Annotated in this window: 25 protein-coding genes; 6 read left to right on the top strand and 19 right to left on the bottom strand. The window is 48.9% G+C overall.

What is annotated here, in order from left to right:
• Positions 1-163: 163 nt before the first annotated feature.
• The 7 genes from MO867_RS14030 to MO867_RS14000 all read right to left on the bottom strand — a co-directional run bounded on the left by MO867_RS14030 (position 164) and on the right by MO867_RS14000 (position 6,742).
• Positions 164-766 (bottom strand): glutathione S-transferase N-terminal domain-containing protein, encoded by a 603-nt coding sequence (locus tag MO867_RS14030; RefSeq protein WP_252469984.1) that lies wholly within the window; start codon positions 764-766, stop codon positions 164-166.
• Positions 767-846: 80 nt separating this feature from the next.
• Entirely contained in the window at positions 847-1,098 is a 252-nt protein-coding gene (locus MO867_RS14025; RefSeq protein WP_252469982.1) for an HP1242/YdcH family protein, read from the bottom strand.
• Between the two features lie 320 nt (positions 1,099-1,418).
• Positions 1,419-2,111, bottom strand: a complete 693-nt coding sequence (locus tag MO867_RS14020; protein WP_252469980.1) for a TetR/AcrR family transcriptional regulator — start codon at positions 2,109-2,111, stop codon at positions 1,419-1,421.
• Positions 2,112-2,315: 204 nt separating this feature from the next.
• The gene (locus tag MO867_RS14015) at positions 2,316-3,335 is read right to left on the bottom strand and encodes a cytochrome d ubiquinol oxidase subunit II (RefSeq protein ID WP_252469978.1); all 1,020 of its coding nucleotides are present in this window, start codon (positions 3,333-3,335) and stop codon (positions 2,316-2,318) included.
• Positions 3,332-4,732 carry a cytochrome ubiquinol oxidase subunit I gene (locus tag MO867_RS14010; RefSeq protein ID WP_252469976.1) on the bottom strand — a complete coding sequence of 467 codons (1,401 nt, stop codon included), beginning with the start codon at positions 4,730-4,732 and terminating at the stop codon, positions 3,332-3,334. The genes MO867_RS14015 and MO867_RS14010 overlap by 4 nt, the downstream gene beginning before the upstream one ends.
• Positions 4,733-5,053: 321 nt before the next feature.
• On the bottom strand, positions 5,054-5,611 hold the full coding sequence (locus MO867_RS14005) for a GbsR/MarR family transcriptional regulator (protein WP_252469974.1): 558 nt from the start codon (positions 5,609-5,611) through the stop codon (positions 5,054-5,056).
• A gap of 153 nt (positions 5,612-5,764) precedes the next feature.
• A complete protein-coding gene (locus MO867_RS14000) occupies positions 5,765-6,742 on the bottom strand; it encodes a DUF1853 family protein (protein ID WP_252469959.1) in 978 nt (325 codons plus the stop codon).
• 322 nt (positions 6,743-7,064) lie between these two features.
• On the opposite strand from MO867_RS14000, the gene MO867_RS13995 reads away from it, so the two are divergent.
• Positions 7,065-7,970, top strand: coding sequence for a bile acid:sodium symporter family protein (locus MO867_RS13995; protein ID WP_252469946.1), 906 nt, complete (start codon positions 7,065-7,067; stop codon positions 7,968-7,970).
• A 369-nt stretch (positions 7,971-8,339) separates the two neighbouring features.
• On the top strand, positions 8,340-9,257 hold the full coding sequence (locus tag MO867_RS13990) for a hypothetical protein (protein WP_252469944.1): 918 nt from the start codon (positions 8,340-8,342) through the stop codon (positions 9,255-9,257).
• A gap of 72 nt (positions 9,258-9,329) precedes the next feature.
• On the opposite strand, the gene MO867_RS13985 is transcribed toward MO867_RS13990, so the two are convergent.
• The 3 genes from MO867_RS13985 to MO867_RS13975 form a co-directional block, all read right to left on the bottom strand.
• Entirely contained in the window at positions 9,330-11,651 is a 2,322-nt protein-coding gene (locus MO867_RS13985) for an autotransporter family protein (protein ID WP_252469935.1), read from the bottom strand.
• Positions 11,652-11,755: 104 nt separating this feature from the next.
• Positions 11,756-12,520, bottom strand: coding sequence for an OmpW/AlkL family protein (locus MO867_RS13980; RefSeq protein ID WP_252469933.1), 765 nt, complete (start codon positions 12,518-12,520; stop codon positions 11,756-11,758).
• A gap of 257 nt (positions 12,521-12,777) precedes the next feature.
• Positions 12,778-13,707 (bottom strand): LysR family transcriptional regulator, encoded by a 930-nt coding sequence (locus MO867_RS13975; RefSeq protein WP_252469931.1) that lies wholly within the window; start codon positions 13,705-13,707, stop codon positions 12,778-12,780.
• Positions 13,708-13,820: 113 nt separating this feature from the next.
• On the opposite strand from MO867_RS13975, the gene MO867_RS13970 reads away from it, so the two are divergent.
• Genes MO867_RS13970 through MO867_RS13955 form a run of 4 tightly spaced genes read left to right on the top strand, consistent with a single transcriptional unit; the run spans position 13,821 to position 16,582 of the window.
• Positions 13,821-14,036, top strand: coding sequence for a hypothetical protein (locus MO867_RS13970; protein ID WP_252469919.1), 216 nt, complete (start codon positions 13,821-13,823; stop codon positions 14,034-14,036).
• Positions 14,037-14,038: 2 nt separating this feature from the next.
• Positions 14,039-14,968, top strand: coding sequence for a sodium-dependent bicarbonate transport family permease (locus MO867_RS13965; RefSeq protein WP_252469917.1), 930 nt, complete (start codon positions 14,039-14,041; stop codon positions 14,966-14,968).
• Between the two features lie 6 nt (positions 14,969-14,974).
• Positions 14,975-15,466: a 5-(carboxyamino)imidazole ribonucleotide mutase gene (gene purE / locus MO867_RS13960; RefSeq protein ID WP_252469915.1), complete on the top strand. Its 492-nt coding sequence runs from the start codon at positions 14,975-14,977 to the stop codon at positions 15,464-15,466.
• Between the two features lie 12 nt (positions 15,467-15,478).
• A complete protein-coding gene (locus MO867_RS13955; protein ID WP_252469894.1) occupies positions 15,479-16,582 on the top strand; it encodes a 5-(carboxyamino)imidazole ribonucleotide synthase in 1,104 nt (367 codons plus the stop codon).
• A 12-nt stretch (positions 16,583-16,594) separates the two neighbouring features.
• Here MO867_RS13955 and mnhG read toward each other — a convergent pair whose 3' ends face one another.
• The 9 genes from mnhG to MO867_RS13910 all read right to left on the bottom strand — a co-directional run bounded on the left by mnhG (position 16,595) and on the right by MO867_RS13910 (position 24,009).
• Positions 16,595-16,939 (bottom strand): monovalent cation/H(+) antiporter subunit G, encoded by a 345-nt coding sequence (mnhG, locus tag MO867_RS13950; RefSeq protein ID WP_252469892.1) that lies wholly within the window; start codon positions 16,937-16,939, stop codon positions 16,595-16,597.
• Positions 16,929-17,264 (bottom strand): cation:proton antiporter, encoded by a 336-nt coding sequence (locus tag MO867_RS13945; protein ID WP_252469890.1) that lies wholly within the window; start codon positions 17,262-17,264, stop codon positions 16,929-16,931. Before MO867_RS13945 ends, mnhG begins: the two co-directional genes overlap by 11 nt.
• Complete coding sequence (locus MO867_RS13940) at positions 17,264-17,737, bottom strand: Na+/H+ antiporter subunit E (protein WP_252469888.1); 474 nt, start codon at positions 17,735-17,737, stop codon at positions 17,264-17,266. The genes MO867_RS13945 and MO867_RS13940 overlap by 1 nt, the downstream gene beginning before the upstream one ends.
• A gap of 21 nt (positions 17,738-17,758) precedes the next feature.
• The gene (locus MO867_RS13935) at positions 17,759-19,264 is read right to left on the bottom strand and encodes a Na+/H+ antiporter subunit D (protein WP_252469886.1); all 1,506 of its coding nucleotides are present in this window, start codon (positions 19,262-19,264) and stop codon (positions 17,759-17,761) included.
• Positions 19,261-19,635, bottom strand: coding sequence for a Na+/H+ antiporter subunit C (locus MO867_RS13930; protein ID WP_252469884.1), 375 nt, complete (start codon positions 19,633-19,635; stop codon positions 19,261-19,263). The genes MO867_RS13935 and MO867_RS13930 overlap by 4 nt, the downstream gene beginning before the upstream one ends.
• Position 19,636: 1 nt before the next feature.
• Complete coding sequence (locus MO867_RS13925) at positions 19,637-20,056, bottom strand: Na+/H+ antiporter subunit B (RefSeq protein ID WP_252469872.1); 420 nt, start codon at positions 20,054-20,056, stop codon at positions 19,637-19,639.
• Positions 20,053-22,338, bottom strand: coding sequence for a hydrogen gas-evolving membrane-bound hydrogenase subunit E (mbhE, locus tag MO867_RS13920; protein WP_252469870.1), 2,286 nt, complete (start codon positions 22,336-22,338; stop codon positions 20,053-20,055). Before mbhE ends, MO867_RS13925 begins: the two co-directional genes overlap by 4 nt.
• A gap of 151 nt (positions 22,339-22,489) precedes the next feature.
• Positions 22,490-23,377: an aspartyl protease family protein gene (locus MO867_RS13915; protein ID WP_252469868.1), complete on the bottom strand. Its 888-nt coding sequence runs from the start codon at positions 23,375-23,377 to the stop codon at positions 22,490-22,492.
• A gap of 71 nt (positions 23,378-23,448) precedes the next feature.
• A complete protein-coding gene (locus tag MO867_RS13910) occupies positions 23,449-24,009 on the bottom strand; it encodes a sensor histidine kinase (protein WP_252469866.1) in 561 nt (186 codons plus the stop codon).
• Positions 24,010-24,090: the final 81 nt, after the last annotated feature.

The following is a 24,090-nucleotide window of genomic DNA, read 5'->3' as shown; positions in this document are numbered from 1 at the left end:
GAGAAATACATCAGCCTATAAACCGTTTAGCTGACACAGAGTTTTGAACACCCTCTTCCCAGATTTTTCCTTGGGCGATGACCCAGCTGCCAAGTGTAGTGCCGCCCATGGTTAGTGAGAAAGTTTGGGGATGTACTCTAAGTGTTGATTAAGTGAAGTATTACTACTCATGCAGTTTACAAGACGTAAAGCTTTCTTTGGCTTCAAGGGTTTTAGCGAGCAGCGTCAGTTGTGGGTGTTTGAGCCTCCAGTCGATATTTTCATGGCGAAAGTCAATATAAGATAAAGCTGAGCACAGATTGATATGGACAAGGCTGAGTGTCCTGGGAAGTGCTGTTAGGTTTTTCTCCAGGTAGTCGAGGGATCGAACAATGGCACTAAGGTAACGTTTCCTCCAAAATTCGGACCTTAATCCTTCTCGTGTGCGTAATTTTTCCATCTGTAAGTGAACCGCAGTATCCATCAGCACGGAGCACACACTGTGTAGGGTTTGTAGTTCCCAATGATCGTTCAAAGGTTGACTGGGGCGACCATCGCCTAAGCGTTTATCCCGGTAGGCACAGACAATTTCGCTATCGATAATTGATATGCCATTGTCCAAACTTAAGAAGGGGACTTTACCCAGAGGATTGCTGCACAACAACTCATCTTCATTATGAAATGGGTGAGAAAAGCGCTCCGTGGCAACGGAGTTTAGTTTTTGCTCCTGCACCAAGATTCGTGCTTGCCTGGCAAAGGGGGAGGAGAAGGTCAGATATAGTTGCACAGAGCAGGCTCACAAAAATTGCCGACCCGGTCAGTGAGCTCTTTGCGACCGCTGGAGTCGAAATTATCCGCGGAAGCGCGCTAGTGTTGCGTTATCGTTGCTGTCACACGATTATATAGATGCTGTTTTAAGTAGGCCCGTTGCTTTTTTAAGCGGCAATAGTGGTCGTCATCAGTCCCAATCCCGCTATCCTGCAGGCCTCTTATCTGCTTGTCGAGCTTGCTATAGATGTCGTTTTCTAGTTTGAACTGAAGATCGTCTTCAATCAGTCGCTTGATGCTCTCAGCGTACTCGGGAAAGTCAACTGACAGCTCGTGTGAGGCAATAGGCATAAGGTACCTCCACATTCTTCGCAATAATCCTACTTTTTATTGTAGGTTCAGTCTTGTTAGTCACAAAAGTACAGGCACCTGACCTATCCGACGGTAATCTTAATTACAAATATCATGGTTTTTGTGGTTTATATAACCAATAGAAATAACTGGGGAAATTGGAAATATTTTCAGTAGTAAATATTCTTTTTTCTAAATTTTTTGGCTGAAAGGGGGGGTAAGTAGGGATTTGATTTTATGTGCCAGTATTGAGCCGGTATAAAAAAGCCCGGCTTCAAGCATGATGGCCGGGCTTTTCTTTTTTAGGCACTAAGTGTTTTTCAGGCAGAAGCTTCCAGTGGAGCAAAGCGCAATTGTCGCCGCTGTAGAAGTTCTCCCAGATAGAGTTTCAGGTAAGCGGCTGCTGCACGTTTCCCTTCTGCTGCCGCATCATCGGTTATTTTCCCAAAGCGGGAATACGACTGGGAGCAGAAAGAGTCGTTGATATTAATGGCGCACATGAATCGGTCCCGCCAATCCTGAGATGGCGGCAATTCGAATTCCCGAGACATATTCTTTATCAAGGTATCTGCCAGACGCCAATTATTTTCCATCTGCAGCTGACGTAGAGCCCAGCTGGACTGGGGGCCAAAATGCACCTTGAGGGCTGCGATGTTTTCCTGATAGTAGCCGCGCACTAAGTCGTAGAGCTGGCAAAGCATATCCTGCCAACTTTCCGACGGAGAAAAATCTGAATGACCCAGCACCACGTCACCAAAAGATTTGTAGTGGCGCTCGGCTAAGGCGGTCAGACTGGCGTCAACACTGGGAAAAAAGTGATAGACAGACGCTGCCGGAACACCTGCTACCTGGCTTAGGTTGGCAAGGCTGATGTCGGTAGAGTCTTGTTCTGTGATTAATATCTCAAGAGCGTCGAGAAGTTTTTCATACTTCTCCCTGCCGTTCTTACGTTGTGGTTTACGCGGACTGGCGGTGTCGCGTCGGCTAATAGCGCGTCGATCAATTTGGTTCAAACTACCTCCCCCTTTAGACAAGCGACACTGGCGTGACCAAGCATACGCTTTACTTCCATGTAAAAATTGTCTTTTGGAATTGATTATTATAATCGTACCAAATTAAGGCGGGCAAGAAGAAGTTGTTTGATTTGTGGGATAGTTCCGTATTAATAAATTTAATTTGGCTAGCGAGAAATCTCTACCAGCCAAATAGAATTTACGTCAATGATAATGTAGCTCTGTCGCTTTACCGCGGAACACATAATATGAGAAAGCGGTGTATGCCAGAATCACTGGGACTACGATAACTGCGCCGACCATAATAAATTTCAAAGACGCAGTGGCACTGGCAGCTTGCCAAATGTTGAGTTGGCCGGGAACGATATCAGGGAAGAAGCTGAAGGCGAGGCCGATAAAACACAGAAGAAAGATAAAAACGACAGTAAAGAAAGGCAGTGCTCTGTGCCGGTCTGCCGGCTTGGGCAGGCGCGCTAACAGGACGTCATTACTGACAAAGGCGATGAAGCATAAGGTGGGTACCAGCAATACAAACATAACCAATGGATAGGTAAACCAACGGTCGAATACCGTGGGATTTACCAGCGGGTTGATGATCGATACAGAAATTACCCCGAGCAGGGTAGCTCTGCCCGCACGGCGTGCCCATTGCACAGCACGTTGTTGCAGGCCTGACTCAGTTTTCAGAACAAGCCAGGCACCGCCAATATAGGCGTAGGCGGCGGTCACCCCCAGGGCGCTCAGGGCTGAAAATAGTTGTGCCGACCAGTCCGGCCGGAAACCGATCACGTATTGGCCCAACATATACCCCTGGGCGAGGCTGGTAATAATTGAGCCTACCTTGAAGGTTCGGTCCCAGGTCAACTTGCGATCGATCGCGGCCTTGGCGCGAAAGTCAAATGCCACGCCTCGCATTATCAGCCCCACAAGCATGATCGCTGCGGGGATATAGAGATGCATCAGAACCAGGTTGTGGGCAATGGGGAATGCGATGAGCAATAACCCGATTGTAAGGACTAACCAAGTTTCGTTGGCATCCCAAAATGGCCCTATTGAGGCGATCATGGTGTCTCTTTGTGCTTCTTCCTCTTCTCCGAGGGGCAGCAATATGCCAACCCCGAGATCATAACCATCGAGAATTGCATAAACCAGTACTGCCAAGCCCATCAATGCGACGAAGGCAACGGGTAGCCAGTATGCTGCTGATGATGCGCTACCGGTCATTTTGTCTCTCCTTTGTTGTCCTTTTTAGGGGCTTTCTTAGGGGGCTTCGGCAGATTGGTCAAGCTGCTGCCGGCGAGCAATTCCTGGGTTTCGAACTCCTCGACCTTTACTGATTTCAAAGCCATGACTTTCAATGTTCGTATGTAGGCGTATAGCAATATGACGTAGACGATCAGGTAGAGCGTCAGGGAAAAACCTACATGGGATGGAGGGATAGGAGTAACAGCGTCAGCAGTTTTCAATACACCGGTAACGAGCCAGGGTTGCCGGCCAATCTCCGTGACATACCAGCCTGCCAATGTAGCGATCCAGCCGGAGAATGTCATGGCGACCAAGGTTTTAAGCATCCAGCGAGGCAGCTCTCCCCTGCGTAGTAGGTAGACCCCACCCCATGCGACGACAAGCATCAGCAGGCCGATTCCCACCATAATCCGGAAAGCAAAAAATACCGGGGCTACAGGGGGGTGGTTGTCAGCAAACTCGTTTATACCTTTGATTTCCCCCTCCCATTCATGGGTAAGAATAAGGCTGGCCATCTTAGGGATACCGACGGCCAGGTGATTGGTCCTTTCCGCAGCATCTGGTATGGCAAAGAGCAGTAGTGGCGCCCCTCGCTCGGTCTCCCAAACTCCTTCCATGGCTGCAACTTTTTGTGGTTGGTGTTCAAAAGTATTGAGGCCGTGAAGATCCCCCATATAAATTTGTAGGGGAATAAAGACTGCTGCAAGTATCAACCCGGTTTTAAGGGCAAGTCGCGGAGCGCGCTTGGGGTCACCTTTGAGAATCCGGTAAGCAGAAATACCGGCAACAAAAAAGGAAGCGGTCAATCCCGAGGCAAGCAGCATATGCGTGAGTCGGTAAGGGAAGGAGGCGTTAAAGATGATTTCCATCCAGCTTGCCGGGTAAGCGACGCCATCGCGCATCTCAAATCCGGCGGGAGTTTGCATCCAGGAGTTGAGGGCAATAATCCAAAAAGCTGACAGTGTTGTGGCTAAAGCCACAATAAACGCCGATAATGTATGGATTTTGCTTGGAACTCTATTGATACCAAACAGCATGATGCCGAGAAAGGTGGCTTCGAGGAAAAATGCGGTAAGGACTTCGTAGCCTAATAGCGGGCCGGCAATATTTCCAACTTGAGCCATAAATCCAGGCCAGTTAGTGCCGAATTGGAATGACATGGTGATACCACTCACCACGCCGAGAGCAAAAGTGAGGGCAAAGATTTTCACCCAAAAACGATAAGCTCGCATCCATACGGGGTTATTGGTCTGGTCATAACGCAATTTAAAGAAGAAAACGATCCATGCGAGGGCAATGGTGATCGTCGGAAAGAGTATGTGAAAGCTGATATTCGTTGCAAACTGGATCCGCGACAGGATCAGGGTATCTAACATGGGAGCCTCTGCTGGTCTGAGATCTATGAACCAGTACGCCAATTTGCGGTTCCTGCGCTAATTGGCGCTGCAGGAAAATATAGAGGCAGGTGTCTGTTTCTGCGTATACCGTCCTGCAGCAACCGATATGGGATCGGTAGTGGCACATCCTTGCGCCACGCTTAATCTGGCAAATTGTTTTGTGCCGGATCGAATTCTTGCTGGGGTTGTTCAGGTCTGGGGGAAAGCTGGTGTGTGCCGTCCCGGAAAAACGCTGTGTTACAAGTAGCAAATGCGGTATCGAAATCGGTGGCAATGGCCCTAACGCCGAATTCAATGGCGCTAGCTGGAGCGGCTTGGCCCGCCCGTCATCTTGCTCTTGAACTCCAAAAGTTTGACGATACCGGAGCCCAGCTTCATCAATTTAAGCAGGTCCTGGTGTTCTAGTTTGCTAAGCGTATTGGTAAATTCTTCGAGCAGTTCCAGCAAGCTGTAGACCTCCTGGATTTTTTCCTGGGCCTGGGCATCCAGATCGTCCTGGGGCTCATTGAGCAACAGTTGGCGCAGTAGACTCAGGGTAGGGTCCAGCTCTCGCTTGCGGCGCTCTTCAAACACAGTGCGTGCAAGGTCCCAAATTGACCCAGCGGTAGTGAAGTAGTCTTTGCGATCACCCGGTTGGTGGTGAAGCTCAATCAGTCGCCAAGCCTGAAGCTCCTTAAGTCCCATGCTGACATTGCCACGGCTGATTTTCAGTGCCTGAGCCAGCTGCTCGGCATTCAGTGGAGAGGGGTGAATGGTCAGCAAGGCGAACATTTGCCCGACGGTTCGATTGAACCCCCAGCGACTCCCCATTTCGCCAAAATGCAATACAAATGCTTGGGCTTGACTCGATAGTTTCATTTTTTTCTTAAGTTTCAGAAATTTCTGAAAATTGTAAAGGTAACTTGATCTATGTCAATCACCAATCCGAAAAAATTTGATTGTTGGGGGAGTTGGGGCTTTGTGTTAATAAGAATCAAGCTCTGTTTGCGGGCTTTCCCCATGTAAGGTTGTTCATTGGTTCAAAGTCATTTGGGCTCTATGGCACCAGTCGTCGGCTACGACAAACCCTCTGGTGATTTCACCTCGCGAGCCGGTCGCTGCAACACACAAGGGTTCGGTCAAGCCTCGTTGGCTGATGGCATCAAGTAGGCTCTCAAGGTTGTGAGCTCTCTCAGTATTGTCAATTATTCGCTGTTGGGCCAGCCATGCAGATTTGGGTAGGGCTATCCACGAGGCGCTGTTGGTGGGATTGTAGTTCAGAAAGAAATCTTGAAAGTGGCTAAAGTCTGCCCACCAGGAAAGGGGGCTTTCCAGGGACGAGGGTACTTGGGGCATATCAGTCAATGGCTTGAATAGTCGCCCTGGCATCAGTGCCCACTGGCGATCTATTGTCAGCTTATGATCCCTCAGCAGTGGCTTCACCCCTGGTTGTTTGATCAGGGGGAGCTGGTGACTGGACATTCTTGCGAGCTTGATGTCCAGACGATCTTTGAGGCCGGGACCTATCCATATCTTGTCCGGTAACTGTAGATAGAATTTTACGGCCATCTCCCAGTGTTCACAGCAGTGACTGGGTAAGTGGCGGACGACAAAGTCCAGCTCTCCCAAGGTCCTGCCATTCTGTCTCAAAGGTAGATTGTGATGGAGCAGTTCATAGTCTGGATGGTGCAGAAAGGCAAATAACCAGAGCCGTTCAAAGTAGATCCCGAGGCGGTTGGTGGGTTTGGATTTATTACGGTTGGTCAGGTGCGCGTCAAGCTGGCATTGGAGTTTGTGCCTCACGGTAGCAGTAGAGAAGTACTCGAGTAGACGGCTCCGCCGGCTACTGGCGAGCCATGGCAATTCGCACGCCGTTGTATTTTGGGGTATAGCGTGATCACTCAGTGGGATATCGGCAGTTGCCAGGGACCAGATAAAGTTGTCCCAATTTTCTACCCGTCCACTTTTTAGGGGGCCCATCATAGTAGCTTGCATCGTTTCCCGAGCCATCAAATTTCTGTATATTGTTAAAATACAGTGAGGATCAGTGTGTAGTTTGGAGTTTCCCCCAAATGACTCACAATCCAAACAACTAAAAATAATAATTGCACATTTAAGAATCTGAAATCCAAGTTTTTACTGAATCAGCACCGCTCAGGTTGAAAAGCCTTCTCGCAAGTAAACCCTGTACTTTCGTGTGGCCACACATACCTATGATGTACAGCCGGCGTCATCAATGCTTTATTTAAAGTGTTTTTGCAAAGATTCTTTGGCTCTGATTTGAGGTCTTAGATTGAGTTTTTTCTTAAAGTGACGAACGTTGGAGGAGCTTATGGAATCCGGACCCCTGATATCAATCGGCCTGCCAGTAGCACTGTTTATCATTATGGTGGGTATAGGGATGACCTTAACCGCCAAGGATTTTCATCAGGTGACGGTGAGGCCCGGCGGGCTAATTGTAGGTACCTTTGCCCAGATCCTTCTGATGCCGGCTATCGCTATCGCGCTCTGTTGGGGGCTTGATCTGCCCCCGGCAATTGCCGTTGGGTTGGTCATTATTGCAGCCTGCCCCGGTGGCACTACTTCCAATCTATTCACCCTGATGGCTCGCGGAAATGTCGCACTTTCCATTGTATTAACCGTTTCCGCCAGTCTGGTGACAATTGCCAGTTTACCGCTTTTCACCAACTATGCTTTGCAATCTTACTTTGGTGCTGAGCAAACAATCACGCTTCCGCTTGCAAGCACCGTGGCTATGTTATCCACAATTGTTCTTTTGCCAGTGCTGGTAGGTATGTCACTGCGAGCATGGAAGCCTCAATTGGCTCGCCGTGCGGAGGGCATAGTCAGTATTTTTGGTGGGGTGGTGTTATTGCTTCTGGTGGTGGGTCTTATATGGGGGATTCGTGACCGGATAGCGGATCTCATGATCCAGGCTGGGCCATCAGTCATCTTGCTGAATTTAAGTGGGGTACTGCTGGGGCTGTTGATAAGTCGAATTTCCGGGCTTCCCAAGCGCGAGGGCGTTGCGGTAGCCACTGAGCTGGGTATTAAGAATAGTACCATTGGCATGATGGTAACCCTCACTCTTTTACACTCCAGTGAGATGTCAGTTCCTTCAGCGGTATACGGTGTATTGATGTTCCCTTCTGGTGTGCTTCTAGCCTTTTATGGTCGCCGTGGAACTAAGAAGCAAACTGCGGCAGATGCAGCCGGAGCGGGTGGTCAGATTGGATAGACAATAAAGCTTTGGGATTGCCCGAAATACCCGATGATTCACTGGTGGTAAGTGCGTATTATGACAGTGCGGATAGGTTGCGATTATCTTCTGCACCTGCCAGCCTAGGCTGTGTGGATACTACGGGGTATTTATTTGCGTTAAATGATAATAAAAAGTAAACCTATATTTCTATTTGCGGTTCAGATTTCAATGGCTCATTTTGTCTTTTTACAATGGGAAGTTGTGTGCTGCCTCCCATAAATAAAAAATCATATATCGTAAAATGCTACTTTTGTTTAGTTTGCCCAGGGCTGCTGGTTAGGTATGATTGCCTGGGTTTTATTGGTGATCTTGGTGTTTGATTGAAAGGGGTTTTAAATTCAATTTATGTTCAAGGATTTTTCGGCAAAGCGCAATAAAAAGAACAGAATTAATAATAATTTAAAGCTGGATGCTTTATTCAGGGTGAGGATTTTAGAGCAATCTGCTTTGGTTAGCAGTGATTCGGGAGTGGGGAACTCTGAAAAACATAATATTGTTATATCCCTAACCAGTTATGATAAGCGGATACATGATCTTTATTTGTGTATAGAGAGTTTGTTCCAGCAGTCGCTTAAGGCGGATTTGATTGTGCTTTGGCTGTCGCTAAAAGATTTCCCTGGCCGGGTTTTGCCTTCTCTTTTAAGGCGGCAGATGGAGCGTGGTCTGCAAGTGGAATTTGTTGATGAAGATCTTGGTCCTTATACCAAGTATTTTTATGCTTTTAAAAAATTTCCGGATAGTCTAATAGTTACTGTTGATGACGATATACTTTACCCTGTAGATATGGTTGATATGCTGTATCAATCGTACTTAAAAGATCCTGATCATATTTACTGCCATCGTTCTCATAGAATTGAAGTTGATAAACAAGGGAATGTTCTACCCTACAATAAATGGAGAACTACCCGGGATAGCTGGAGAGGAGATATGAATATCACTCCTTCCTATCGGGTTTTCCCAACCGGAGTAGGGGGCGTATTGTATTATCCGGGCGCATTGCATCCCGATGCGCTAAACAAAGAAAAGTTTATGAAGCTATGCCCTAAGGCCGACGATATATGGCTTAAAGCAATGAGCTTGAGGCAGGGTATTCGATGTGCCCGTGTTGAGGATGTGCGCTTTTGGAGAGATCGATTTTTAACCATACCTGGAGGTCAGGCAACCGGCCTGAAAAAGCAAAATTTAAAGGGTAGGTGTGGTAATGACTATAAAATTCGCACAGTATTCTCTGAATATAACTTGTCCAATATACTGATGGAGTAGTTTTGTTTGATACCTAGAATCAAATTAAAATTTAAGTAAAATTCTTGTTTTGTAAGGCTTTTGTTATTGATATTACCATTTGTAACGAAAGCCAAGCTCCAATCCTCCGGCAAAGCTACCCCCCAAGTTTTCAAGACTACTACTATAGTGAATTTCTGAATAGATAGAGCAGTGATCTCCGCATTCATCGTAACTGGCACCCAAGCGAAGTTCGGCATACCAGGTGTCGGGTTCCTGAGTCAGGCGAGTCCCTGATATCAGCAGGTTTGTTTTTTGATCAATATTATAAATCAGGCTGGGTGTTACAAATAGACTGAATCGCTCCAGAGGGACAGAGCCATACATTTGTCGTCTATTTTTTCGTTGGCTCTTACGTTTTTCAAAGATGCTGCCCAGGCGAAGCATAAATCCATTGTTATTGATATCCGTTGCTTGTACATCATAGATATCTATCAAATTATTGGCTTCTTCTGAGGTATAAATCAGTTGGGCGTGAGGCGTTACTGAGTAGTAATTGTGGAGTCGATAACTTTTACCGCCTTCTACAGAGAGGGCATAGCCCAAGGCTTCGTTGCTGTTATTCAGGCTTCGCAATGCGCTCGTATCCATATCAAAATCGAACCAGCTGAGTTTTAACTGGCTATCAATATAAACGCCCTCTGGGCCATACCAAGTAACAAAACCACTGACGCCATAATTACTGGCATCAATTGAGCCATCGCCAAAGAAAGAACTGATGTCGTTGTTTGAATCTCCATAGTGGAGTGCGGCGCTGCCGATAAGCTGGCTCCCAAATACCGAGACCCCGATGGGTAGGTCAAAACCCAGCTGAATTTGATAATAGGTTTGATTCCAGCTGGCCCGGGTAGTGGATTCGTTCGGTTGCAGGGTAATATGCCGGACGGAGTCTCTTATCCATAAGCCTTGATTATCAATGGTTTGCTCATAAGCCTCTCGATATTCACGACTATTCTCATCGCGGTAATCAGTGGCAACCCAGTAACGATTGCCAAGACGACTGCGGAGTGAGGTGGGAATATTAAGGGATCTGAGAATTTGCGGTAGACTTTCATAGCTGACAGCGGCGGGTTGCCAGCGAATCATTCCGCCTTCGGAAAAGCGGCTGGAATTATCAACCACAGACCTGAGGTACCAGTCACCATCGTTATTAGCGGCTGTTCCATTCTTGTGTAGTGTATAGGCATAGGCCCCGCCAATCACTGCTTGCTGTTCATCTTTGGTTACATAGTCGCCATTTAAAGTAAACCGTGCAGTTGAATCCCCTTCAATGGAAACCAGTTTGATGCCATTTCCTTGTGTACGTGCCCCGGTACCCGATTGATTGAAAATGGAAATCGTTGTGGTGCCAGAGCTGCCCCCCTTCACAATTAGCTGGTCGCTATCGGCTAGATCATCACTGAGAACAACATCCATCCACAAGCGACCGGCGTCGGAGCGGTAATGGCCATGGTTTCCACTGTCGTCTTTGGTAATAGTAAGGGTATTGAACTTATTATTGGCGAGGTCGATAGTTCCGTTATTGGAGACATCCCCGGAGATGATAAAACTGTCAGCGTCAAAGAAAACTTGCCCACCCCAACGGATATCAAGACCGAGTGGAACGCCCTCTGTATCCAGGCCACCGCCGACAGCCAAGTTGCCGGTGAGTATCATTTTTGAGCTTCCCCAGACTACAATTCTCTCCCAGTTATTTAATAAACTGCCATCGACGGTATAATCCAGTTTAAAGATTAAGCTGTCGATATCCCCATCCTCTGAGCTGAGATCATCGCCTCCATTTAGAATGGCATCGCCATCAAAAGAGTGGGAATCGATTATTAAAGTGTCAGATCCTAAACCGCCACGGATTTCGTTGCTAATACCCTCATCCCAGTAAATATAATCATCGCCATCGCCGGCATCCAGGTAGTTGAACACAAAACCTCCATCCAAGGTAATGGAATCGTTGCCGTCCCCTCCCCATACATGGAAAGATAAGCCGTCGAGTAAAATCAGAGTGTCATCACCGGCACCTCCATGGATGCCGCCGCCATAGAGGTAATTTCCAACATCACTACTGCGATCATCCAGAGTAATTGTGTCACTCCCCTCACCGCCATCGACTAACTGATTAATCACTCCTCCGGAAATAATGATCTGATCATCACCTTCACCACCATAAATATTCTCTGCGGTTCCCCCACTGAGAGTCACAGAGTCGTTTCCTGCAAATAAATTGATATCTTCGCCATTCGGATCATAGTCTTCGCTACAGGTAATTTGATCAGCGGCCGCTGTACCATTATTGCCTGGGTCGCAGTCTGCACTGGAACCAAAGGAGATAGAGACCAGTCCCATAGCGATCAGCAAGGACAGGTGTAATTTTACTCTCATTAAAGGCGATATGTATCCAGCAGTTTGTAGGGACACAGTTATTCCTTTTTAGGTATCTGATGCACAAAATAAATTATTGTTTTTAGGTTTTTTGGCATTTGCCGTTAAAATTTTGTACCTACTCCAAAATTAATGATCCAGGGGTTGTAATCAAAGTGTGCGTACAGGCGATCTCTTCCCAGTTCGGTGGGGAAGTCGACGGTAGCATCGGTGTCTGCGAGATAATAGATGGTAGACAGATTAACCAAAACCGGGTATCTCCAGCGGCGTAAGTCAAAATTAAAATCGACGCCGGCCTGCAATCCCCAATCCCAGGAGTGTCCCATATTGAAGGATCCCGGAGCAGTGGAAAAATCTGAATCCAGCAGGTACTCATTGAATTGACGACTAATATCGACAGTATGGAAATTGGTGTAATTAATACCTGCCCCAATATAGGGTCTGGTGATATACGAAGGGTCCAGCATATACCAATTGGCAAATGCGAATGTGCTTGAAGCACTAAAGTCGCCGAGTTGTATTTTGTCGCGCCCAGAATTACCGGTAAAATTGTCGAGTGCGACTCCATAGTTGGCGCTGTTGATATGGACAAGTTCCAGCCCCCATCGATCAGTGGGCCGCCAGACGCCGGATATTTGCCAAGTGTGGGCTGTGTCAATCTGCCAGCTGGTGTTATACAGATCCCACTGCTGTAAAACACGATATTTTAGTGATGTGCCATCGTCGTTTGGCTGCACGTAACTGAAGCCAAATCGTACAATAAATTCACCCCACTCAATATCGCGCCAGTCTTCCTGAGCTTGAGCTGACAGGGCAGCGAGAGTGAGAAAAAGGGTAAATAATTTTTTGGTAATTCCTTTAACGCTCATCACAGTATCCATCTTTTAGAATCTAGGGATTGGCGGAGGCAAGTTATCTGCCATCTATGCCTCTGGCGCATAAAAATTGAAAGTGCATTGGCCAAGTAATCCAAAAAGTAGCAGGGCTGAGAAATTGCGCAGGATATTTCTCAAATTTAGAAGCCTAAATTATTTGGCGGTTTGATTGAGTGGGGAAGGTTGGGTAGGAGGCCATTTGGGCGTGGCCACCGAGGACCCTTATGACGATGCTGGTCATCAATTTACGGCTATAGCAGCTTGCCCAGAGGTACTTTTTCCAGATTGCGAGCGTATTCGAGGAACTTCTGGGCTGCTGGAGACAGGGGCCGCGACTTGCGTCGTGCCAGGTACCAATGAGTGACAATCGGCAGCTCATCCACATCCAGTATCGACAGGCCTGAGCGGCCGCCAAAAGCCAAAGTGTGCTCCGATAAAATAGAAACCCCCAGGCCGGACATTACCGCATGTTTGATGGCCTCGTTGCTCTCGATGGTCATGCGAATTTTCGGATCGACATGGCGCTTCTGCAGGAAATGCTCAATAGCGTGTCGAGTGCCGGAACCCTCTTCCCGGCGTAGAAACGGGCAGTCGGCAAACTCCTGTAGGGAAATATTTTTTCGTGTTGCCAGCGGGTGCTTTTCAGGGGCAATGGCCAGCAGGCGATTGGGCAGGAATTCGACTAACTCCAGATCCTGATTTTTGGGGGGATGGCTGAAAACATAGAAATCGTCGTCATCCTCCCCGGTGTAATCGACAATTTGCTGGCGGTTGCCCACCCTAAAATGGATATCCAGGTGCGGATGTCGCTCGTAGAATTCCCCGATAAGGTGGGGGATAAAGTACTTGGCAGTAGTCACCACCGCCAGTTGTAACGAGCCAATATCAAGCCCTCGCAGCTTGGCCAGCTTAAGCTCCAGGTACTCGTAGCTCTTCAGAATCTCACGGGCACTTTCGACCAGTGTCCGTCCGGCTTGAGTAAATCGTAGTTGCCTGGCTACTGAGTAGTAAAGCGGCAAGCCTACGGCCTCCGATAGTTTGGCCAGTTGCATAGAGACACTGGGCTGGGTCAGGTGCAGTGCTCTAGCAGCGGCACTGATATTCCCCAGCTCATAGACGCAGAGCAGTATTTCAAGTTGACGCACGGTGCCGATACGGGCATGGGCTCGGTTGGTAGGCACAAAACCACCTATATAGATTTTTACTTATACTTTACATAATAAATATCTATTTTTATCTATCAATAGCAATACTGATAATGCGTGCACTTCAACAAGTCGTGAGGGCATTATCAATGAAGAGGTCGCAACGGAATTTTGGTGTCGCTGTCGGCATATTGGTGCTTTGTGCAGGCTTGTCACTGAATCTTGCCGGTATCAGCGGAACTCCCATGATGGTCGTTGGCTTGGTGATCCTTCTGGCGAATGCTGCTTACTGGCTGCTGGAGTATTCTCCGAAGCGTATTCAGGTTGTCTCTGATAGCGCCAAGCAACGGCGGGAGCAGCGCTAAAGGTGCCGCTGGATATTGTTGTTGGTTTTTTCCTCTTGGGTGCGTTCGCACAATTTGTCCGCAGCGATCTGAGATTGCCGAGCGGACTCTACCAGAGTTGTACCATCTTCCTGTTGATCGCCATTGGTTTAAAAGGTGGTGTGTCATTGAGTAAATACTCAGCTGCCACCCTGCTGCCCCAATCACTGGCTGTGCTGGCTTTGGGGGCGCTCCTGCCGTTGGTCGCCTTCCCTATCCTGCGCTGGGTCGGTAAGTGGTCGCGTGTAGATGCGGCGGCGACTGCCGCTCACTACGGCTCCGTCAGTGTTGCCACCTATGCGGTTGCCGTGGCGTTACTGCAGTCTCAGGACATTGAGTACGAAGCCTATTTTCCTCTGTTCGTAGCGCTGCTTGAGGTGCCGGCAATTATCGTGGGCATACTGCTGGCACGGCAGGCAATGGGGGATGTGGGCAAGTGTCGGGTGTTTCACGAGGTGACCTGCAACCAAGGCGTACTTCTGTTACTTGGTGGCATTGTGATCGGTGCTTGGGGCGGAGAGCGCACGGCCTCGGTCATGCCCTTCTTTGGCACTTTATTTCACGGTGTATTGGCGCTTTTCCTGATGGAAATGGGGCGAGTAGCAGCGGCGCGACTCCCCGATGTGCGGGGTCAGAGCGCCTTCCTGCTGAGCCTTGGCATCCTTATGCCGCTTATTGGCGGTGCTGCTGGCGCAGCTCTGGGGAGTTTATTGGAGCTGTCACCGGGTGGTATTTTCCTGCTCGCGGTGCTCGGCAGTAGCGCCTCTTACATTGCAGTGCCCGCGGCCATGTCTGCCGCCTTGCCTCAGGCCAATGCCAGTGTGTCGATAACTTTGTCCCTGGCCATTACTTTCCCTTTCAATGTGCTGGTGGCGATTCCCGTCTATCTGGCACTCGTTCAACATTGGAGTTAACCGCAAGTGAAGCCGCTTCCCTTTGAAAAAGTCACCATTGTTATGGGCTCCCGCTCAGATTGGTCCACGATGAGCAACGCCACTCGGCCGCTGGAAGAACTCGGGATTTCTTTTGCCACTGCGGTGGTATCGGCTCACAGAACGCCTCAACGACTGGTAGATTTTGCCAGCCGTGCCCATGAGTCTGGCACTCGGGTCATTATTGCTGGCGCCGGCGGCTCCGCTCACCTGCCGGGAATGATCGCAGCAATAAGCCCGCTGCCGGTGATTGCTGTACCTATCGAGAGCCGTTTTATGACCGGTATGGACAGCTTGCTCTCTATCGTACAGATGCCTCGGGGCGTAGCAGTGGCCACCCAAGCGGTGGGTGTTTCCGGTGCCTACAATGCCGGCCTGATGGCTGCGCAGATGTTGTCTCTGTGTGACGATGAATTGCAGCAGCGCCTGATTGCCTGGCGCGAGCGCCAGACTGAGCAGGTCCCGATCACGGTTGAGTGATTGGAGATAGTTGTGAGCAATAGACGAGTCGCCATAATCGGTTGCGGCCAGCTGGCCCAGATGATGGCTCAAGAGGGGCGCCCCCTGGGCGTTGAATTCAGTTTCCTGGCAGAAGGCGGTGAAAATACCGACTGTGTCCAAGGGTTGGGAGTCATAGTGCAGCGGAAGCAGGGCCAGGGCGCAGAAGCTCTGTATCAGGCACTGGGCTGCCCGGAGGTCATTACCAGTGAGCGGGAGCAGGTGAGTGTGGGTTTGTTGCGTGCCCTACAGCGGTTCTGCCCGATATATCCAGACCCACATATTATTGAGAAAGCTCAACATCGACTCAGAGAGAAGCGCGCGTTGACAGACTGCGGCCTGCCCGTAGCGCCCTTTGTGGCTGCGCTGAAAGAAACGGAGCTGCGTGGTGCGCTCGATCAGTTGGGCTTTCCGGCATTTATTAAGAGCTGTGAAAATGGCTACGATGGCAAGAATCAATGGTGCGTCACAAACGCTGAAGAATTGGAAGCCGCGCTGCCACAAACCAGTGGTCAGGAGTGTGTGGTCGAGGCAGGGGTGGATTTCGCCTGCGAGGTTTCGATTATCGGTGCCCGCTCGGTATCTGGTGAGATTAAAGCTTATCCGTTGACGGAAAATCGCCACCAGAAGGGTACTCTCATACTCTCCCGGGCTCCGTACGCAAATCCAGAGCTTGTCGCTGTGGCCGAGCATTACCTCAAGACCTTATTAAGGGATTGGGATTACGTAGGCGTATTGGCTGTTGAGTGTTTTATTTGTGATCGCGGCTTGATCATCAATGAAGTAGCGCCGCGAGTGCACAACAGCGGTCACTGGACGCTGGAGGGTACTGAGGCCAGTCAATTTACCAATCATATACGCGCGATACTGGATATGCCCCTGGGAGACACTTCCTGTCCTCAGCCGGTAGTAATGGTGAATTTGCTCGGTGTCGATACTGCTCCCAAGCAGCTAAACCAGAGCGTATGCTGGTATGGCAAAAAGCTTCGGCCGGGTCGGAAAATGGGCCATGTCATCCTGCAAGATTTCTGTGAAGATAACTTACGTCAACGCAGTGAAGCCGTGATTAAGGAGCTCTACGGTGCGGCTAAGCACTAGGAGCAGGGGTTACTACTGAATATTACGCATGGGGTTTTTAAATCTATATTTGGTGCCACTACCCCGCCACATTGGAGTACCGGCTCGATAGGCGGCGCGAGCGATCATATGGACCCCGATAGGCACTGTGAGTAATAGAAACAGAATGGCCGCGATGGCCCTGGCAGTAACCTGGGCATCATTGAACAGCAGTGCGACCCCTGCCAGCAACAACCCGCAACACACGGTGGCACCCTTGCCTGATGTACTCATGCGAGTGTAAAAATCAGGCATACGCAGAAGCCCTAAAGCGGCACTGAAACCAAAGAAACTGCCCATCAGAATAATCAGGGCGATAAAAATCTCATCAAAGGTCATGGTGCTCTTCCTTATCGTGGGTGACTGTTTGCTTGCCACTTTTCTCGATAAATCGGGCAAAGGCCACACTCACTAAGAATGCGACCAATCCCAGGGCAATGGCGGCATCCAGATACACAGGCTGCCCGGATGCTATGGCCAGTAGCGCGCAGTAGGCCACCGCGAGAATATTCAAAACATCCAAGGCGACAACCCTATCGGCCAGGGTGGGACCCAATGCGATACGTAGAAAGCACATCACCAATGCAAGCAACAGCAGGAAAGAGGCGATGTTGATCGCCGCGGTGACCAGCGGAGAGTGTACATCGATGATGGTCAGCAGCATCAGGAGGTGGCCTCTTTAACCCGCTTTTCAAACCCCTCGCGAATTTCTTCACGAAAGGTTTCCGGGTCGCTGACGAACATGGTGTGCACTATCAAGGCGTCATTGTCCGGTGTTACATCCAGGACCATGGTCCCTGGGGTGAGAGAGATCAAATTGGTGAGTAAAAATATCTGATTTTGATCCAGCCTCTCCATGGGCAGCCGTACAACCAGAGGCCGGCTTTGTAGTTTGGGTGAAAACACCTCATAAGAGGCACGCAAACTTGAAAGTACCAGCTCCTCCAGAAAAAAAAAGGATAAATAGGCGATTCGTGGTAAGCGTGTAAAGTAACCCTGCCCACCAGGTAACCACGGAGAGACACGCAGCGCCAAGAACCCGATTAAAAATCCAAAGCAGAAATTGTCGACAGTGGCATCGCCGGTAAGAACAGACCAGCTGATAGCGAGTAATAAATTTAATAGAAAAACACGCATTTCCGTCTATTCACATTCAGTTTAATGGCTCGAGCCAGTTAGTACCGCCTCGAGGTAATCATCGGGGTGTAACAGCTCTCCTGCAGTACCCAGGGCGTATTCAATAAAAGGTTCTGGCATAAAGCCCAAAATAAGGGTGATGCTTGCCAACAGTGATACGGGCAGCAGGCGCTGTAAACGCTCTGCGACGCTTAGGCTGTATAGGCTCTTGCAGTGTCCCTGGGGGTGTGGCTTCCAGAAAGCCTCCGCCCAGATCTTACTCATGGAAAATAGCGTCAGGGCACCCGTAATCAGCGCCACCGCGGTAACAAAATAGGCCGTTTGATCAAGGCTCGCTTTGACTAATAGTAGTTTTGCCCAGAACCCAGAAAGTGGCGGGAATCCAGCAAGGCTGAATGCGGCGATAAAAAAAAAGGTAGAAAGCAACGGACTGGCTTTGTACAAACCACCGATTTCATTGAGTTCATAGCTTCCCGCCAGGCGCTGGGCAGTGCCGCTGATAAGAAACAAATTGGTTTTTGCCACAATATTGTGAATCATATAAAACACAGTTCCAGCCAGTGCCAGTGGACTATTCAGAGCGAGCCCCAAGATCAAAAAGCCAATCTGGCTGATGATATGGAAAGAGAGAATTTTACGGAATTCATATTGCGCCGCGGCCCCCAAAACCCCAGTGAGCATTGTAAGTAGTGCCGCCCCAAGCAAAATATTCTGGGTAAAACCCAGATCATTCGGAAAAATCAGGGTAAAGGTGCGAATTAAGGCATAGACGCCGACTTTGGTCAGGAGACCGGCAAATACGGCAGTAACAGCGACCGGGGGCACATGGTAGGAGGCCGGCAGCCAGAAAAACAAAGGAAATATTGCCGCCTTAATACCGAATGCACAGATAAAAATAACGGCTAATGTCGATATCGCTACGGGATTATCCACTTCTGCTAATGAGATATGCAGCTGTGCCATATTGAGGGTGCCGGTGAGGCCATACAACAACCCGATTGAGGTGAGCATCAGCAGTGTAGAAACCAAATTGAGGGCAACGTATTTGATGCCGCCGTCCAGCTGTATCTTCTCACCCCCTAGTACCAGCAGAGCAAAAGAGGCAATCAACATGACCTCAAACCAAACATATAAATTGAACAAATCTCCAGTAACAAAACTGCCACTGACACCGGCCAATAGCAGCTGGAAAAAACAGTGAAAACCCAGCTTTACCCGATTCTCATTAATATCGGAAATCGCAAACAGAGCGACACACAACCCTACAATGGCGCTGATCAACAGCATGACAGCGCTGAGTCTGTCGGCAATCAGCGTAATTCCATAAGGCGCTTGCCAGTCTCCCATCTGCGCAGCTTGGGGGCCGCCGCTTACCACCAGGGTGACAATAGCGATACTGACGCAGAGGGCAGCAAAGCAACCCGTGATGGAAATGACAGAGCACAGGTGTTTGCGTCCGCGCGCCAGGAAAGCGATTAACGCAGTAGTGATAGGAATAAAAAATGGCAGGGCCAGTAACCAGCTCAAAGGGATTTTTTCCTTTTGGGCCTAACGGGTTCGGCAATGCGCATGCGGTCTACATCCAGGGTTCCCAGCTCCCGGTATACCTGCGCAATGAGTGCCAGGGCAAACGCCAGAAGGCCAAAGCCAATTACAATCGCAGTCAGAATAAGTGCTTGGGGTAGAGGGTTGGCAACAACAATTTGTGGAGCTTCTTGCCCTTCTGGTATCAAGGGGGGAGAGGCGCGGGTTAACCGCCCTGCGATAAAAATTGCCAGGTTTGCTGCATTACTGATCAGAACCAAACCAAATAAATAGTGGAGCAAGTCCCGGGCCAACATAAGATATACGCCGGTGGCGATCAGGATACCGACAACCACCGCGAGGGGACCTTCCATTTCAGCTGGCCTCTTCCAGAGCGAATATCAGTGTGAGCACGGCACCTAATACTGTCAGGTACACTCCGATGTCAAAAAAGAGAACATTACTGATAACGATACCGTCTTCCTCTTTGGCGCCTATCAGTGTTAACCACTGGCCGGAAAATGGGCCATCGCCATAAAAAATGGCCATGAGTCCAGAGAGGCCGGCCAAGGCAACCCCGCTCACCGCAAGATTTCCGGGGGGAATCCGCAATGCACTTTGTGCCGCTTCCATCCCCCACGCCATGGCAAAAAGTGCGAAAGCTGATGCGGCGATTAATCCAGCGATAAATCCGCCCCCCGGATAATTATGACCACGTAACAGCATATAAACGGAAAAAACTAAAATCAGAGCAACCAGTACGCGAGTCGCCGTTTGTAGGATAATAGAGTTCACTGCTTTCCCCGTCTTAATTGATGACCGAGTAAGGTTACGGCAGCGATTGCTGCGGTAAAGACCACTATGATTTCCCCAAAGGTATCCAGAGCGCGGAAATCCACCAGAATGACATTGACGATATTTCGTCCGTGAGCTTCGGGTACAGCGGCTTCCTTGTAAAATTCGCTGACAGGGCTTTCGAAAGGTGTTTGCAAAACAACCAAAATACTGACAGTAATCAGCAGTCCAACGATACCACCGAGAACCGCGTCTCGGGGGCGAAAGCGAACCTTCTTACTGCGGCTGAAAACGGGGAGTCTCGGTAATATTGCGGCAATTAATACCAAATAGAGGGTCTCTACCAAAATTTGTGTAATAGCCACATCTGGCGCGCCGAAGAAAAGATAGATCAATGTAATCCCCACACCGAGGGCTCCCAGTGCACAGATGGCCACCAGGGGTCTACTCGCTGCACCTGCGGTAAAGGTACCGCCCACCGTTAATAAAACTGCAGCCCACTCTTTCAGATTTAAGTTTGGCCAGACAAACTCCAGTGAAAACTGACCTGTGTGCAGCAGTGCATAGCTTAGTGCCAGGGAAAGGGTGACAAAAATAACAGTAAGATAGCGCCGCATAATTCCGTTTTGCAGAATGCGGGTTTGCAAGGCGGCAAAAGATTTTAAATACTCCAGTGATTTATCCCAGAGTACATCGGCATTGGTGGGCGCATGGGTGAAATCCCAGTTTAGCCAGCTGCGCAATTGTTTGAGTTTTAAGTACATAAATACCCCAAACACAAAAGTGAAAATACTCATCAATAGCGGAACATTAATTCCGTGCCAGAGTTTAAGGTCAATGGTTTCGGGAAGTCCCAATATAGAGGTGAGCGCAGGCTCAACAAGTCCCCCACCTATCAGGTCTGGCGCCAGACCGAAAGTCAGGCCAAACGCACTTAAAACCAGCGGGCTTATCCACAGACCTGGTGGCGCTCGTTGAATGCAGCTTATATCTACAGGAGGAGGACCAAAAAATGGCTTGATGGCCACCATACCTGCAACCGTCACTGTTACTGCATTAGCAAAAATTGCCGCGGTACCCACCAGTGCCGGTTCAGAAGCCACTGCCAGAGCCCCCTCGTACTTGAGTTCTTTACCAATAAATCCTAGGAATGGTGGAAATCCAGCCATCGATAGTGCTGAGGCAAGGGCGGCGATAAAGGCGAGGGGCAATAATTTCGCCAGACCGTGGAGCTTGGTTAAATCTCGTGTACCGGTCTGTCGGTCAATAATTCCCACCACCATAAATAGAGCGGCTTTATAAAAAGAGTGCACCAACAGAAAGGTAATGGCAGCCGCAACAGCGGCGGATGCATCGGAACCCAAAAACATGGTAATGGTCCCCAAGGCAATCACCGTAGTGTACGCCAGTGCAAGTTTAAGATCCGTCTGGCGCAGGGCGGCTATCGCAGCGACAGCAGCAGTGGCAATACCCGTACAGGTTAAAATCCACTCCCAGTACTCGGTATGCGCCAGCACCGGATGCAGGCGTGCGAGGAGATAGATGCCGGCTTTGACCATGGTGGCGGAATGCAGGTAGGCGCTTACCGGGGTGGGGGCTGCCATGGCATTGGGCAGCCAAAAGTGGAATGGCAATTGCGCTGATTTGGAAAATGCGCCAATCAGAACCAGCAATAGAACCGGAATATAAAGCGAGCTGGCCCGCACCTGCTCGCCTTTGGTCAGCAGTGCTTGCAGGTCGTAGCTGCCTGAGATTTCCCCCAACAATAAAAACGCTGTCAGCAGGCAAAGTCCTCCCAGTGCCGTCACTAGCAGAGCTTGCAGAGCCGAGCGGCGGGCAACAGCACTGGCGTGGTTAAACCCGATCAGCAGATAGCTGGCAACCGTCGTCACTTCCCAAAAGACAAATAGAGTAATCAGATCGGATGCCAACACCAAACCCAGCATGCCAATCATAAACAGGTATAAATACAAGAAAAAGCGACGTAATAGCGGGTTTCCACGCAAGTACTCAGCTGCGTAAATCGTGATAAAAAATCCGATACCGCTAATGAGTAAAGCGAAGAGGAAACTCAAACCATCGATATAGAAGCGAAAGGAGACATCCAGCTCTGATACCCAAGTGAAGCCGAAGGAAAATTCACGGCCGGCGGAAATGTCGGGTAGGTGGTAGAGTAGCGACAAGGCAATCAGTGCTGGAGGGATTGGAGCCAGCAGGGAAATCCATTTTCCCGGCGTTTTTCTATCGCCATTGCGACTTTCAGTGTCGCCTGCTGATTCCATTATTCTGCCTTTGACCTGTCGAGACTATTTTCGGCAAGCATTGCCGATTAAATAGTTTAGAAGTAATCCACGAGGAGAGATCTAACTAGTGATTGGCGTTGTGCTGGAGTGGGCTTAAACTACACTCCCTGATTGAAGTAATATTGGCGGGTTAAAAGTAGATGGCGCCATTTTGGTAGTCTATTACTAAGCGCCCATCCCTGAAATAATCTAATCCCAAGAGTAAGAAAGGCTCTTTTTGGTATCCCAGGTCATCGAATATCGAGAGGTCTGCCACATACATATTTGGTTCCAAAATGGCATGTTTTCCCAATTGATAGCCTACTTGGTGGATTTCGGTTCTTTGCTGTTGGTGCGCTGTCAGTCCATAGGTGCTGGTTTGCTCACCAATCTCAACATTTTCTAGAAGGGACAAGAGTGCATTATTGATAAAGCTGCGAGGGGCACCGCTATCTAGAATGACATCCACCTCAACGCCATCAAAAGTGGCGCGAGTTTTGATAAACTCATCATCGATAACAAAGGGCACTTTTTTTAAGTTGGCGGTAATATGTTTTGGGCAGCCATTTTCCGCCAAATTAAATTGATCGTTATTAAAGTCAAATTCAATGCAATAATTTTTTAAGTAGTTATGTCCAACAATACCGGGAATCAGACCATTGGTTAACGCTGAATTGGACTTGTCAAAAAATATAAACGTGATATCAGAGATAGTTTGGTCTCCCAGCGAAATATGGCTTACTGTGCCGGTAAGCATTTCCATCTTACCTGTGGCGCCCTGAATTTCCTCTTTTACGATATTACTTGCAGATAAGTGCAGCTTTTCCAGTAAGGCTATGGGAAGTACTCCAGAATTAGCTGCTGTATCGATAATCAGAGGGTAATCCTGAATAGGCTCAATACTTCCATAAACGTATACGTGTCCAGCAGCCGTCATTCTCATTGGTAGGTGAGTAAAGCGTTTTTGCAGAAGTTCTTGGGCTGTAGTGCAGCCACCGAGCAAAGCCATTGCCACTAAAGAAGCTATTATCTGTTTCATTGAATTTTCCCCTTTTACTGCTATTCGGTAATCTAGGTAAGGCAGTATTTGGGGAAAATGTCAGGGAATTATCAAGAATCTTGAAACTGTGTGTGAAAGCGCAGTACAAAAGTGCAGCCGAGGTCTGTTGCACTTGCAACTTCGAGAGTGCCGTGCATCAATTCGGCCAGTTGTCGACTAATGGCGAGGCCCAAACCCAAGCTCTTTTTGTCACTGCGAGATGGATCCTGGCGGTAAAAGCGCTCGAAGATTTTTTGCTGCTGATTGTGACTCAAACCCGGGCCCTGGTCTCTCACTTGAATAGTGATCCAATCACCTTCAGGCACTACGCTAATACCGAGGAAACCGCCGTGTGCAGCATATTTAAAGCCGTTATCCAAAAGGTTGATCAGTATTTGCCGAAATCGTGATATATCGACTGAAGCCACACGCCGGTCAATGATCTCTAAAGGCATCTCTATATGTTCTGCTGTGGCTTTTTCCTGGTAACTACTGTGAATTTCTGCAACTACATCAGCTAATACTGTGGCTTGTGTATGAACTTTTAACTGGCGAGCCTCGGTAAGGGAGAGTAAATTAAGATCCTCTACTATTCGTTTAATAGCCTGAAGATCTGAGAGTAGGTGATCCAACTGTTTCGGATCGCTAGGTACTATACCCAGGGCTGTCCCATATAAACCGGTGTAAAAACGAACAGAATAGACCTAAAATAG

This window comes from Microbulbifer okhotskensis, from assembly GCF_023895975.1.
GTDB lineage: Bacteria > Pseudomonadota > Gammaproteobacteria > Pseudomonadales > Cellvibrionaceae > Microbulbifer > Microbulbifer okhotskensis.
The sequence above is the reverse complement of the archived record's forward strand: the minus strand, read 5'-3'. Positions and strand labels throughout refer to the sequence as shown.